This is a genomic window from Burkholderia sp. BCC0097 (assembly GCF_902832985.1).
In the GTDB taxonomy this organism is placed as follows: Bacteria; Pseudomonadota; Gammaproteobacteria; order Burkholderiales; family Burkholderiaceae; genus Burkholderia; species Burkholderia orbicola.
In genome coordinates, this window is the sequence record NZ_CADFDM010000009.1 from 18,279 (window position 1) to 30,644 (window position 12,366).

Consider the following 12,366-nt stretch of genomic DNA (forward strand, 5'->3'; position numbering starts at 1 on the left):
TTAATATAATATCTATTCTTTAATCGTATTCCCGCTGCGATGAACGACGATTTTCCCGCCGGGTTGCCCGGTCCCGATCAGATGCGCGCCGCCGCCGAGTCGGCCTGCGCGCTCCTCAAGGTGATGTCGAATCCCGACCGGCTGCTGCTGCTGTGCGAACTGTCGCAGGGCGAGCGCTGCGTGAGCGATCTCGAGGCGCGACTGGACATCCGTCAACCGACGCTGTCGCAGCAGCTCGGCGTGTTGCGGGACAACGCTCTCGTCCGTACGCGCCGCGAAGGCAAGACCATCCGCTATTCGCTCGATAGCCCGCCCGTGGTCGCGGTGATGGGCGTGCTGTACGAACAGTTTTGCGGCGCGACCGCGGAGGAGGCGCGCGATGCAGGTTGATACGCTTCATTTCACGCCGTGGCTGTCGCTGGCCGGCGGCGTGCTGATCGGGCTCGCGGCTGCGGCGCTCGTCGCGTTCAACGGCCGGATTGCCGGCATCAGCGGGATCGTCGGCGGCTTGTTGACGGCGGGCGGCGCAGAGCGCGGCTGGCGCGCGGCGTTCATCGCCGGGCTGATCGCCGCGCCCGTTGCGATGCGTTTCGCCGGGAGCGGCCTGACGCCGCAGATCGACGCCGGTTGGCCTGAATTGCTGGGGGCCGGGCTGCTGGTCGGGATCGGCACGCGGTACGCGGGTGGCTGCACGAGCGGTCACGGCGTATGCGGGGTATCGCGCGGGGCGCTGCGCTCGGTGGTCGCGACGGCGACCTTCATGGCCGCCGGCTTCGCGACCGTCTTCGTGCGGCTGCACGTGCCGGGAGGCTGACATGCAGGCAGGATTCTCGTTTCTGGCGGGGCTGCTGTTCGGCATCGGCCTCATCGTGTCGGGCATGGCCAATCCGCGGAAGGTGCTCGGTTTTCTCGACCTGGCAGGCCGCTGGGATCCATCGCTCGCGTTCGTGATGGCGGGAGCGATCGGCGTCGCGGTGCTCGCGTTCGCGTGGGCGAAGCGTAGGACACGGTCGTGGCTCGGCTTGCCGATGCAGTTGCCGGCCGCTCGCACCATCACTGTGCGCTTGGTCGCGGGAAGTGCGGTATTCGGCATTGGCTGGGGGATTGCCGGCTTCTGCCCGGGGCCCGCGATCGTGTCGATCGGCTTCGGGGCGGCCAAGGGGATCGGGTTCGTCGTCGCGATGCTGGCCGGGATGGCGCTGTTCGAGTGGATCGAGCGCCGGCGGAACGGGCGGTGACGCAGGGGCGCATTCGATCGGCACCTGCACCGGTTTCGCGAGCAGTTGCGCGTGCAGCGCGACGTGACGACCGACGCGATTGCGCGGCATTTCCCGGCTGGCACGCGGATGAACCAGCCGCCGGGCGGGATGTTGCTGTGGATCGCGTTGCCGGCAGGCGTGCGCTCCGATGCGCTGTTCGATGCCGCGCTGGCGCAGGGAGCAGGGAGTCAAGATCGCGCCCGGTTCGATCTTCTCGAATTCGGACCGTTTCGACGGCTATCTCCGGCTCGCCTGCACGCGCGTGTTCGATGCGGCGCACGAGGCAGCGTTCGACACACTCGCCCGCCTCGTACGGGAAGCCATGGCGGCCGTGTGAGCGCGACGGCGGCAGCCGGCCGGACTTCCGAATACGCGTGTGCTCCGGCCGGACGCGGTACCGAAGCGGCAAGCCGCCGCCATTTCATCGGCTGACCGAGTGCGTGGCGAGGTGCTGGCGAATCAGCGACAGATAACGGTCGCCGACCGAGAAATCGCGTGCCGCGCGCGGCCGGGCGGCCGCCGGCCGCAGCGTGGCCGGCGCGCTCATGCCCAGATACCGGCACACGGCGGACGGGAAGGGCTTGCGCGTATGCCCGAGCTGACGCGCCGCGCGCTCGACGCGGGCATCGCCGACCTGGGCTCGAAGCCACGCCAGCACTTGGCGATCGGTTTCGTTGACGATACGGACCAGATGTTCCATCGCGCACCTCACTGTTCATAAATACAGTACTGTAAATATAACCAGTGTTTGCGCTGACCGCAAGCGGGCGCGCGTCGGCTGGCCGTTCGGCCAGGGGTCAGCGCACCGGCGCGGCGGCGGCCGGGGCGGCGCGGCCGGTATAGCGCGCGTCGGTCAGCGTGCCGAGGAACGCGACGATGTCGTCGATTTCCGCGTCGGTGAGCGCGGGCGGCGTGCCGGGCCGGCGGTTCATCGGCGTCGAGTTGACGTTGATGTTGCCCCGATAGGCGGCCGGCACGTCGTCGAACGTTTGGGCGCCGTGGTACCAGAAGCCCGGGTTGGTCGAGCGCGTGTTGTAGAACGCGACCGCGTCGCGCAGCGTCGTGAATACGCCGTTGTGCATGAACGTCTGCTTGACCGCGACGTTGCGCAGCCCCGGCGTGCGCAGGTAGCCGCACCATTGCGTCGGCTCGGGCCAGCGCAGCCGCCGCGCGGTGTCGCACAGCCCGTTGTCGAAATGGTGCGGATCGCGGTTCGCGGGCAGCGCGCGATTGCGCGGCACCGCGATCGCGTCATAGCCGAAATCGGTGAACAGCGAGCGCTCCGGGCGGCTCGACGTGTCCGACAGCGTATGGCAGGTCATGCAATTGCCCTTGTCGGGATTCCGGAACAGCGCGAGGCCGCGCATCTCGGCCGGCGCGAGCGGCTTGCGTGTGCGCAGGAATGCGTCGAAGCGCGACGTGAACGGCGCCATCTCGTCGCTCTGCAGATAGGCTTCGACGGCCGAACCCAGCGCGCGCACCAGTTGCTCGGGATCGCGCCGCACCGGCGCGCCGAAGCGCGCGGCGAGCTCGGGCGCGAGTTCGGTCGCGTTGACCTTGCGCAGCAGCGCGGCCGGCGACCGATTGTTCATCTCGTTCGGATCGAACAGCGGCCCGCGGATCTGTTCGGCGAGTGTATCCGCGCGGCCGTCGCTGAACAGGCCGCCGAACGGCGACGGCGCAGGCGCATCGTCGTCCTGGTAGAAGTGGCGGCGCGGCACGTAGCGCACGTACAGCAGCGACGGCGCATTGCGCCGGCTGAAGCGCCCGGGCCGGCTGCCTTCCGGCACGCCGGGCCCCGCGAGCGATGCGGCCGACAGCGTCGGCGCGAACGCGCGGCCCGGATCGTGGCAGCCCGCGCACGACATGCCGCGCGGCTCGGACAGCCGCGGGTCGAAGAAGATCCGGCGGCCGAGCGCGACGAGCGTCGGGTCCGGCGCGAAGCGCGCGGTGGCCGCGTCGATCTTGCCCGTCACCTGCGGCGTGCCGTTGCCGATCGTGTCGACGACGCGCGACGGTGGCGCGCCGGGAAGCAGGACCGTTTCGGCCGGCGCGGCGTGGGCCGCCAGCGTCAGACCGGCGAGCAGGGGCGCGACAAGCGTGCGCAACGTCCGCCGGCCACGCCCCCCGCGGCCGTCACATCGAACTTCTTCCGTCACGGCGCGATGAACCCCGTCTTGTCGCAGGCGAGCGTCCTGCCCGACTGGTTGCACGACGCCAGTAACTTGCCGGCCGCCGAATACGCATGGAACACCCAGCCCGTCGCCGGTGCGGCGTTGCGCTCCATGATCAGGAAACCGAAGCTGTTGTTGTGCGACAGCCGCTCGATCACGGCGCCCGGCGCCGGTGTCAGGCCGGCCGGGAACGGGTCGGGCAGCGCGACGTCGAGGTTGTCGCCGCCGTTGCCGGACACGATCGTCGCCGGGTGCCCGGACGAGAAGTTGATCGCCTGGAAATCGTGCACGTGGCCATGCAGCGCGACGTGCACGCCCGGCGGGTAGTACGCCTGCGCGTTGAGGCTCGACATCACCGACTGCAGCGCGAGGTTGCCCGGCGCCGGCGTGCTGCCGGCGATCGGCGCGAACGCGAGGATCGGGTGATGGTTCGTGAAGATCGTCGTCGTCATGCCGGCTTTCGACGCGAGCGATGCGACCGTCTGGAACTGCTTCTGGTAGATGCCGAACTGCGCATCGGTCGTCTTCAGCGGCGTGCGGCCGACCTTCGCGGTGTCGAACACGATCACCTGCGAGCCGCCGCCGAGCGACACCGCATAGGGTTCCGAATAGTTGGCGTTGTTGTCGTTGGCCGGATCGTCGCACGAGCGGGCGGCAGAATACGGGCGCGGGTCGAGGAAGCGGAACCAGCCCTGGCCCGCTCGCGCGCATTCCTCGTGGTTGCCGCGCACGACGACCCACGGCGCCTTCGCGAGCAACGGCGCGGCCGGGCGGAACAGGTCGGCCTGCCACGTATCCCAGCCGTAGCCCCACGGGCTGTCCTTGCAGCCGGCGATGTCCGGCGGGCACGCGTTCTCGCGATAGTGGTAGTCGCCGACGTGCAGCACGAGATCGGGTGACAGCTTCGCGACGCTGGCCGCGATCGTCTCGAGCGGCCAGACCGCGGCATCGTTGCACGCCTGCCAGGCGTTGTCGGCCTTCTTCATCCGGCAGCCCGTGTCGGCGATGATCGCGATGCGCTGCGGCTGCGCTTTCGGCAGCGGCAGCGTGCGGCCCGCGACGCTCGCTGCCTGCACGCCGGCCGGCAGCGTGGCCTCGCAGACGGACACCGGGAAGCTCGAGGGCTTCGAATCGGCCGGATCGCTGGCGGTCGGCCGCTGGGCGACGGTCGCGGCGCCCGCGCGCAGTGCCATGCGCGACACCTTGCCGTCGACGGTCAGTTGCGGGCACAGCGGATCGCTGGCCGACGCGGGCGTGTAGTTCGTGATTACGCGCGCGATCGCCTGGTTCGCGTCGCCAATCTCGACCCATGCGGCCTGGACGTTGGCCGAGGCGCTGGCCGGATCGTCCGGCGTATCGATGTGATTCGAGCACGCGGACAGCGCGGCCAGGGCAGCAAGGGGAGCGCAGCGCACGAGCAGCGCACGCGTGAGGAATCGTCGCATGGGAGGGGCAGGCACCGTAGGAAAGTCGTCAACGATACGCAGCGCGAATGTAAGAAATGTGAAAAGCGGGGCGCGCGCCGGCCACCCTTGACTTCAAGCCGGCTTGAAGCAGCACAGTGCGATTCGTCATCAATGAATCGGAAGGGGATCGACGATGGAAGCCAACCGGCCCAACGAAGCGCAATCCGCGCTCTGGAACGGTCCGTCGGGGCGCGCGTGGGTCGATGCGCAGGCGCCGCTGGACCGGATGTTCGAGCCGTTCGCAACGCTGCTGGCGGAGGCCGCGGCAGCGTCGTTTGCCACGCGCGTGCTCGATGTCGGCTGCGGTACGGGGGCGGTCACGCTCGCGATCGCGCGGCGGCTCGGTGCGAGTGCGCGGTGCACGGGCATCGACATTTCGGCGCGGATGATCGATGCCGCCCGGGCGCGTGCCGAACGCAGCGGCGTGCCCGCCCGGTTCGTGTGCGCGGACGTGCAGACGCACGCGTTCGAGCCGGCGAGCGTCGACCTGATCGTGTCGCGCCTCGGCGTGATGTTCTTCGACGATCCGGTGCGGGCGTTCGCGAACCTTCGGCGTGCGGCGCGGCCGGGCGCGCCGATGCGGTTCGTCGCGTGGCGCGGCGCGGCCGACAATCCCTTCATGACGACGGCCGAGCGGGCGGCCGCGCCGCTGCTGCCGAACCTGCCCGTGCGGCAGCCCGGCGCACCGGGCCAGTTCGCGTTCGGCGACCGGCAGCGGATCGCGTCGGTGCTGTCGGACAGCGGCTGGGCGGACATTGCTATCGAGCCGGTCGACCGGGTGTGCGTGCTGCCGGAATCCGCGCTGGACGACTACATTGGCCGGCTGGGCCCGGTCGGCTTTGCATTGCTGGAGGTGGACGAAGCGACGCGGCGGCGCGTGATCGACACGATACGCGTCGCGTTCGAGCGATACGTGCACGGCGCCGAGGTGCGCTTCGAGGCGGCGTGCTGGCTCGTGACGGCGCGCGCGCCGTCCGCATGATGCGTGGCGTGAAAGCAGCGGATCTAGGCCGGGGCGGTGGCCCGTTCGCCCCGCACGCGGCCGTGCCCGCGTGACGAAGCGGGGACATGCGACCTGCGTGCGTCAGCGTTTCCGCGCGCGCAGCATCAACCAGGCGCAGCCGCCGGCCGCCAGCGCGAGGCCGAGCAGGACGGCCTCGGCGCCGAGCGCGAAACCGGGCGGCATGTCGCCGCTGTTCGGCAGCGGCGCCAGGTTGCCGGCCATCGCGACGGCGCCGCCGGCGAGCAGCGCCGCGCAGACGATCCAGTAGATCTTGCCGGGCAGTGCCGCGGCGCGGATTCGCCACAGCGCGATGCCGGCGCCGCCGAGGTACAGCACGGCGAGCGTGCCGAGCGCGATGATGTCGGCCGCGCGGCTTTGCAACAACCCGCTCATTCGGCCTCCGTCGCGTGCCCCGGTGCCCGGCTCAGCAGATGCGTGCGGGTGTCTGCCGCGAGCGACACGTAGCGTTCGTATTGGCGCAGCACGTCGGCGATCACTTCGTCGCCGCGCAGGTATTCGATGTCGTAGCCGAGCCGGCCGTCCTCGAAGAACGTGACGACGCCATGGACGTGCGCACGCGTCTCGTCCGGCTCGGCCGCCTCGCGCACCAGGAACGCGGCCGCGGATTTCGCGGTGACGCGCACGCCGTAGACGAAATCGCGGTGTTCGGCGGTCGGCACGGTGAGCCGCACCGCATCGTCGCTGTCGCGCTGCACGTGCGCATCGACGCCGCTCGCGCGCAGTTCGTCGGCGACCTTGCGCAGCGCGGGTTCGACCGTTTCCGCGACGAACTGGCGTGCCTCGGCCTCGGTCGTCTGCCGCAGGATGTGCGTCAGGCGATGGCGCCAGTGCTGGCCGGTCCAGAAGCTCGTTGCAGGCGCAACGTCCTGCGAGTAGTGCGCGCGGTCGGCCGCGAGCCCGCGCCACAGCCCGTAGCAGAGCGCGAGCATGATGATGGCGACCGGCAGCGCGGCGATCAGCGTCATTGCCTGCAGCGCGCCGAGCCCGCCCGCCACGAGCAGCACCGCGGCCGTCACGCCGAGCAGCGCGGCCCAGAACAGCCGCTGCCAGACCGGCGAATGCGCATTGCCGCGCGTCGCGATCTGGTCGATCACGAACGCGCCCGAATCGGCGGACGTGACGAAGAACACCGCGATCAGCACGATCGCGACGATCGACAGCAGTTGCGGGAACGGCAGGAAATCGAAGAAGCGGAACAGCAGCGCATCGACGTTGGTCGCCGTCTGCGCGAGCGCGCCGGCCGCGCCGTGCGTATCGAGCCAGATCGCGCTGTTGCCGAACACGGTCATCCACACGAGGTTGAACGCGGTCGGCACGAGCAGCACGCCGATCACGAACTGGCGGATCGTGCGGCCGCGCGAGATGCGCGCGATGAACATGCCGACGAACGGCGACCACGACACCCACCACGCCCAGTAGAGAATCGTCCAGCCGCCGAACCAGCCTTCCTCGCGCGGCGGCGCGTACGCATAGGTGCGGAACGACAGGTCGACGAGGCTCGACAGGTACTGGCCGATGTTGTCGCCGAGCGCGCGCAGCAGAAAGGCCGTCGGGCCCGCGACCACCACGAAGGCGAGCAGCAGGAATGCGAGCAGCAGGTTCAGCTCGGACAGCCGGCGCACGCCCTTGTCGAGGCCGGTCGCGGCCGACACGCCCGCGAGGACCACGACCACCGCGACGAGCCCGATGCGGAACAGGTTGCTGCCCGTGTCCCATCCGGCCACCGTATGCAGGCCCGCGCTCAACTGCATCACGCCGTAGCCGAGCGTCGTCGCGATGCCGGCGACCGTGCCGACCAGCGCGAACGCGTCGACGGTGTGGCCGATCCAGCCGTTGATGCGCTCGCGCAGCACCGGATACAACCCGGAGCGCAGCGTCAGCGGCAGGTTGTAGCGAAAGCCGAAGTACGCGAGCACGAGCCCCATCAGCCCGTAGATCGCCCACGCATGGAAGCCCCAGTGGAAGAAGGTCATCAGCATCGCCTCGCGCGCGGCGGCGGGCGTGCCGGGGTCGACGGTGGGCGGCTTGAGGAAGTGCTGCATCGGCTCGCCGACGCCGAAATACATCAGGCCGATGCCCATGCCGGCCGCGAACAGCATCGCCGTCCACGACACGAAGCTGAATTCGGGTTCGGCGTCATCGGGGCCGAGTCGGATATTGCCGAAGTCGCTGGCGGCGATCAGCACGAGAAACACCAGGAAGCCGGTGACGGCGAGCACGTAGAACCAGTCGAACCGTGCGATGACCCATTGCTGGCCGGCGGAGAACAGTGCGCCGGCTTCGCTCGGGTGCAGTGCGCACACGACGAGTAGCGCGCCGATCACGGCGAGCGCGGGCAGGACGACCTGTGGCTTGAATGTCGTGCGGGGCGAGGGACGGGAATCCGGCATGGCGGGCATCCAGTTGTGGGCGCAACGAGGCGCGACGCCGCCCGGCGCGCACGTTGCGCGTCGGACCCTGATACGGCGTGCGTCGAGTGTACCGCGGTGTCAGGACTGCAAGAAGGGGCATGCAGAAGGGTAAACCTGACGAATTGTAAGGTATCAGGGCGATCGAGAAAACCCGCGCGGTGCGCGCGGCGGGCCGGCGGGGCGGGAAAATGCAGCGACGAACGCGGATCGGGCACCCGGACGGCGCACGCGCGGTATACGCATCGTCCGGGCAAGGGGCGGCGCTCGGAAGGCGTCGCCAGGCGGGTTCAGAACGTGACGGCGATCCCGGCCATGCCGACGAACTGGCCATGCGTCGTCGACGGCGTGAGCTGCTGCGAATCGCCGACGATCGGCGCCGCGTCGACGATGTGCCCGGCGCCTTGCGCGCCGAGCGTCCGCCCGCTCGAATGCGTGTACGCCTGCAGCGCGTAGAGCGTCGTGCGTTTCGACAGGCTGTACGACTCCTTCAGCGAATACTGCTGATAGCGGGCCGCGTTCGCGACGCCGTTCGCCTTCGATGCGAGCGTGTACGCGAATGCGCCGGCCACCGAGAACGTCGGCGTGAAGCGGTACGCGGCAAGCGCGCCGTAGGTGTTGAACACGGCCGTGTCGGTGAATGCCGAGCCGTTGCCGGGCAGGTACTTCACGTTCGAATAGTTGAGCCCCATCGTCAGGTCGCCGAGCGTGTAGTTGCCGGCCGCCGCCACCTGTTCGACCGCTTTCGCGCTCAGGTAGCCCTGGTTCAGCACGGACACCGCGAAGCTGCCCGACGATGCGGTGGCCGGATTCAGGAAGCCCGCGGACGAGCCCGAGCTGTTGATCCGCAGGTAGCCGGCCGCGATTCCGATCGGCCCGTTCGCGTAGCGCAGCGCGGCGCTGAACGTGTTGCCCTTGCCGGTCGCGCCGGCGATGCCGCCGAATGCGTACATCGCGCTCGCGGTCAGCCCCGCGAAGGTCGGCGACGTATAGGTTACCGAATTGTTCACGCGGATCGTGGTGTCGAGACCGTCGATGTCGCCCGGATGCGCGCCGGTGGCGCCGGTCAGCCAGCTGCTCGACGCGTACGGGCCGACGAACAGGAAGTAGGGCGTGTACTGGCGGCCTGCCGTGACCGTACCGTAGCTGGCGTTGCGCAGGCCGACGAAGGCCTGGCGATTGAACATCGTGCCGGCGGCGGCCTGCGCGCCCGTATTCAGGTTGAAGCCGGCCTGCAGGTCGAAGATCGCGTGCGTGCCGCCGCCGAGGTCCTCGTCGCCGCGCAGCCCGAACTTCGACGCATACAGGTTACCGTCGCGCATGTAGACGTTCGAATGTCCCTGCTGGTTGTTCACGTACGCGAGCGAATCGTCGACCACGCCGTACAGCGTGACGCTGCTCTGTGCGTGGGCGGCGGTCGTGCCGAGCGACGCGGCCGATAAAATCAGGATTACAGAACGGTTGACGGATGCTTTCATGCTCGATCTCCAGGTCTCTTCATCTTTTCAAGGGGGCGGGAGGCTGAATGCCTCCTCTGTGGCAGGCGGCGGGCCGCGCGAACGGCCCGCCTGATCGGGGTGGCTTCGACTTCAGTCGTTCAGTGGCTCATTGATCGAACGCGACGACGAGGCGGCGCCACGCGCCGTCCCGCGCATCCTGCTCGACACGCGCGCCGCGCACGGCAATCGCGCCTTGCAGCGACGCGGGCAGCAGGATCTCGACGCGGTCGGACGGACGCGCCGGGCGGCCGTCCCAGCGGACCGACACGCCGAGCACGCCGGACGCCTCGCGGCCGGTCTCGATGCGCCACAGTCCGTATTCGCCGTCGCGCCATGCTTCCGTCTCGCCGTCGTCCTCGACGCATTCGCCGTATGCGATGCCATCCTCGATCCGCGGTGCGACGAGGAAGCCGCGCGTGTCGGCGCGCGCCCCGAAATGCTGTTCCGCGACGTTCAACGGCAGCACGCGGCCTTCGCGCAGCAGCATCACCGGCGTGTCGAGCGGCGCGGGCAGCGTCACGCTCGCGCCGCCGTCGAACGACTGCGCGCTCGCGCAGCACGTCCAGCGTGCGCCCGACGGCAGATACACCGTGCGCTCGGTCTGGCCGGGCTCGACGACCGGCGCGACCAGCAGCGCGTCGCCGAGCATCATGTCGTCGCACGCGTCGTAGCAGCGCGCATCGCCGGGGAAATCGGCGAGGGTCGGCCGCAGCACCGGCTCGTAGCGCGTCGTCGACAACCACAGCAGGTGATAGAGGTACGGCAGCAGCCGGTAGCGCTGCTTGATCAGCGACGCGATCTGCCCGGTGATCTCGGGGTACATCCACGGTTCGTTGACGGTGCCGTCGTCGTTCCATGAATGGATGCTGAAGCGCGGCATGAAGATGCCGAACTGCACCCAGCGCAGCAGCAATTCGGGCGACGGCGCGGGGCCGGAGAAGCCGCCGATGTCGTGGCCGATGTTCGACACGCCCGACAACGCGAGTCCGAGGCCCATCTTCAGGTTGTAGCGCAGCGTTTCCCACGACGTGTAGTTGTCGCCCGACCACGTCTGCACGTAGCGCTGCATGCCGGCGCCGCCGGAGCGCGACACGAGGAACGGCCGCCGCGCCGGCGCATGCGTGCGCTGCGCGTCGCGCGATGCACGCATCATCAGCATCGTCTGCAGCACCTTCGCCTCGCGCGCCGGAAACGGCTGGCCGAAGCCGTGCGCGATTGCGTCGGGCGACCAGATCTCGTATTCGTTGTTGTCGTTCCAGGTTGATTCGATCCCGTATTCCAGCAGCGCCGACGTGACCTGCTCGCGCCACCAGCGGTACGCGTCCGGCTGCGTGAAGTCGAGATACGCGCCGACTTCGTCCCAGAACTGCACCCATGCGGGCTCGCCGGACGCGGAGCGGATCAGCAGCCCGCGCCGCGCCGCGTCGTCGAACGCGGGATGGTCGCGCAGCAGGCACGGCTTGATGTTCGCGCACAGGCGGATGCCGTGGTCGCGGTAGTGCTGCACGAAGCCCTTCGCGTCGGGAAACTTGTCGCGGTTCCAGTTGAACACGTAGCGCTTCGCGCCGATCGACGTATAGCCCGACGACAGGTGGAACGAATCGCACAGGATGTCGTGCTCGTCGCACTGCTCGACGAACCGGTTCATCTGCTGCTGCGCGTCCGGCGCGTCGGTGTAGCTCATCGTCGAGCCCGAATAGCCGAGCCCCCATTTCGGCGTGCGCGCGGGGCGCCCGGTGAGCCACGTGAAGCGCCGCGCGGCCGCGAGCGGCGTAGCGGGCGACGCGATGAAGTAGTAGTCGAGATCGCCGTGCTCGGCGACGAAATAGCGATAGAGCCCGTGGTAGTTGTCGAGCTCGCGGCCCATGTCGAACGCGCAGTCGGACAGCGTGTCGTAGAACAGCCCGAAGCCCTGGCACGTATCGGGCGACCACGTGATGTAGAACGGGATGTGCTTGTACAGCGGGTCGGTGTGCTTCGCGCTGTAGCCCATCGCGTCGATGTTGCGCATCTCGAAGCGGGCGCCCGTGCGATCGAGTTCGCCCGCGCGTTCGCCGAGGCCGAACACCTGGTCGCCGCGCTCGCGGGCGACGTAGTGATATGCGCGATCGTCCCACCAGCCGAAGTTGTACGCCTGCGTCGCGCGGTCGGCGAGCGCGACGCGCCATGCGCCGTCCGCGCCGCGCAGCGACCACGTGCAGTGGCCGCCTTGCCGGCGCACCGCGAGCCGGACCTGCGCGGTTTCGATGCGCACGCCGTCGTCGTCCTCGGCGAACTCGTAGTGGGGCAGCGCGAAGCCGCTCAGGTCGAGGCGGTCGCGCCCGTCGAGCGGCACGTCGTCGAGGCCTGGCGCGATCGTCCACGTGCGCGGCGTGCGCGCCGTCGCGTCGGGCAGCACGCGCACTCGCACGATGTCGTCCTCGAGCACGAAGATTTCGACGGTGGCGCCGGTATCGGCTGCGAGCAGCACGCGGTTCGCGTGGTGGCTGGCGACGCGGAACACGGGCGGATGAAGAAGCGAAGTCATGAATGCGGT

11 protein-coding genes and 1 pseudogene are annotated in these 12,366 nt (G+C 69.3%); 5 read left to right on the forward strand and 7 right to left on the reverse strand.

From position 1 onward, the window contains the following. The first annotated feature begins 39 nt into the window (after nucleotides 1-39). The 4 genes and pseudogenes from HWX07_RS27700 to HWX07_RS27715 all read left to right on the forward strand — a co-directional run. Entirely contained in the window at nucleotides 40-390 is a 351-nt protein-coding gene (locus HWX07_RS27700) for a metalloregulator ArsR/SmtB family transcription factor (RefSeq protein ID WP_012338323.1), read from the forward strand. After that, nucleotides 380-814 (forward strand): YeeE/YedE family protein, encoded by a 435-nt coding sequence (locus HWX07_RS27705; protein WP_175878445.1) that lies wholly within the window; start codon nucleotides 380-382, stop codon nucleotides 812-814. The genes HWX07_RS27700 and HWX07_RS27705 overlap by 11 nt, the downstream gene beginning before the upstream one ends. Nucleotide 815: 1 nt before the next feature. Further along, nucleotides 816-1,238: a DUF6691 family protein gene (locus tag HWX07_RS27710; RefSeq protein ID WP_012338321.1), complete on the forward strand. Its 423-nt coding sequence runs from the start codon at nucleotides 816-818 to the stop codon at nucleotides 1,236-1,238. Nucleotides 1,239-1,244: 6 nt separating this feature from the next. After that, nucleotides 1,245-1,596: pseudogene (locus HWX07_RS27715) on the forward strand (PLP-dependent aminotransferase family protein); the annotation flags it as partial. Between the two features lie 84 nt (nucleotides 1,597-1,680). Here HWX07_RS27715 and HWX07_RS27720 read toward each other — a convergent pair. The 3 genes from HWX07_RS27720 to HWX07_RS27730 all read right to left on the reverse strand — a co-directional run bounded on the left by HWX07_RS27720 (nucleotide 1,681) and on the right by HWX07_RS27730 (nucleotide 4,878). Then, nucleotides 1,681-1,959: a hypothetical protein gene (locus HWX07_RS27720; RefSeq protein WP_012338320.1), complete on the reverse strand. Its 279-nt coding sequence runs from the start codon at nucleotides 1,957-1,959 to the stop codon at nucleotides 1,681-1,683. Nucleotides 1,960-2,056: 97 nt separating this feature from the next. Further along, on the reverse strand, nucleotides 2,057-3,418 hold the full coding sequence (locus HWX07_RS27725; protein WP_175878446.1) for a cytochrome c peroxidase: 1,362 nt from the start codon (nucleotides 3,416-3,418) through the stop codon (nucleotides 2,057-2,059). Continuing rightward, entirely contained in the window at nucleotides 3,415-4,878 is a 1,464-nt protein-coding gene (locus HWX07_RS27730) for a metallophosphoesterase (protein WP_175878447.1), read from the reverse strand. Before HWX07_RS27730 ends, HWX07_RS27725 begins: the two co-directional genes overlap by 4 nt. A gap of 154 nt (nucleotides 4,879-5,032) precedes the next feature. On the opposite strand from HWX07_RS27730, the gene HWX07_RS27735 reads away from it, so the two are divergent. Further along, complete coding sequence (locus HWX07_RS27735; protein ID WP_175878448.1) at nucleotides 5,033-5,881, forward strand: methyltransferase domain-containing protein; 849 nt, start codon at nucleotides 5,033-5,035, stop codon at nucleotides 5,879-5,881. A gap of 102 nt (nucleotides 5,882-5,983) precedes the next feature. Here HWX07_RS27735 and HWX07_RS27740 read toward each other — a convergent pair whose 3' ends face one another. The 4 genes from HWX07_RS27740 to HWX07_RS27755 form a co-directional block, all read right to left on the reverse strand. After that, a complete protein-coding gene (locus HWX07_RS27740; protein ID WP_175878449.1) occupies nucleotides 5,984-6,295 on the reverse strand; it encodes a hypothetical protein in 312 nt (103 codons plus the stop codon). Beyond that, nucleotides 6,292-8,313, reverse strand: coding sequence for a BCCT family transporter (locus HWX07_RS27745; protein WP_175878450.1), 2,022 nt, complete (start codon nucleotides 8,311-8,313; stop codon nucleotides 6,292-6,294). The genes HWX07_RS27740 and HWX07_RS27745 overlap by 4 nt, the downstream gene beginning before the upstream one ends. A gap of 308 nt (nucleotides 8,314-8,621) precedes the next feature. Continuing rightward, nucleotides 8,622-9,809, reverse strand: coding sequence for a porin (locus tag HWX07_RS27750; protein WP_175878451.1), 1,188 nt, complete (start codon nucleotides 9,807-9,809; stop codon nucleotides 8,622-8,624). A gap of 127 nt (nucleotides 9,810-9,936) precedes the next feature. Beyond that, on the reverse strand, nucleotides 9,937-12,357 hold the full coding sequence (locus HWX07_RS27755; RefSeq protein WP_175878452.1) for a glycoside hydrolase family 31 protein: 2,421 nt from the start codon (nucleotides 12,355-12,357) through the stop codon (nucleotides 9,937-9,939). Between the last annotated feature and the right edge of the window lie 9 nt (nucleotides 12,358-12,366).

What these genes read in the sequence shown, in the direction of transcription:
- HWX07_RS27740 (WP_175878449.1), bottom strand. Translation starts at nt 6,295, where the DNA reads ATGAGCGGGTTGTTGCAAAGCCGCGCGGCCGACATCATCGCGCTCGGC.
- HWX07_RS27720 (WP_012338320.1), bottom strand. Translation starts at nt 1,959, where the DNA reads ATGGAACATCTGGTCCGTATCGTCAACGAAACCGATCGCCAAGTGCTG.
- HWX07_RS27705 (WP_175878445.1), top strand. Translation starts at nt 380, where the DNA reads ATGCAGGTTGATACGCTTCATTTCACGCCGTGGCTGTCGCTGGCCGGC.
- HWX07_RS27700 (WP_012338323.1), top strand. Translation starts at nt 40, where the DNA reads ATGAACGACGATTTTCCCGCCGGGTTGCCCGGTCCCGATCAGATGCGC.
- HWX07_RS27735 (WP_175878448.1), top strand. Translation starts at nt 5,033, where the DNA reads ATGGAAGCCAACCGGCCCAACGAAGCGCAATCCGCGCTCTGGAACGGT.
- HWX07_RS27710 (WP_012338321.1), top strand. Translation starts at nt 816, where the DNA reads ATGCAGGCAGGATTCTCGTTTCTGGCGGGGCTGCTGTTCGGCATCGGC.
- HWX07_RS27730 (WP_175878447.1), bottom strand. Translation starts at nt 4,878, where the DNA reads ATGCGACGATTCCTCACGCGTGCGCTGCTCGTGCGCTGCGCTCCCCTT.
- HWX07_RS27750 (WP_175878451.1), bottom strand. Translation starts at nt 9,809, where the DNA reads ATGAAAGCATCCGTCAACCGTTCTGTAATCCTGATTTTATCGGCCGCG.
- HWX07_RS27755 (WP_175878452.1), bottom strand. Translation starts at nt 12,357, where the DNA reads ATGACTTCGCTTCTTCATCCGCCCGTGTTCCGCGTCGCCAGCCACCAC.
- HWX07_RS27745 (WP_175878450.1), bottom strand. Translation starts at nt 8,313, where the DNA reads ATGCCGGATTCCCGTCCCTCGCCCCGCACGACATTCAAGCCACAGGTC.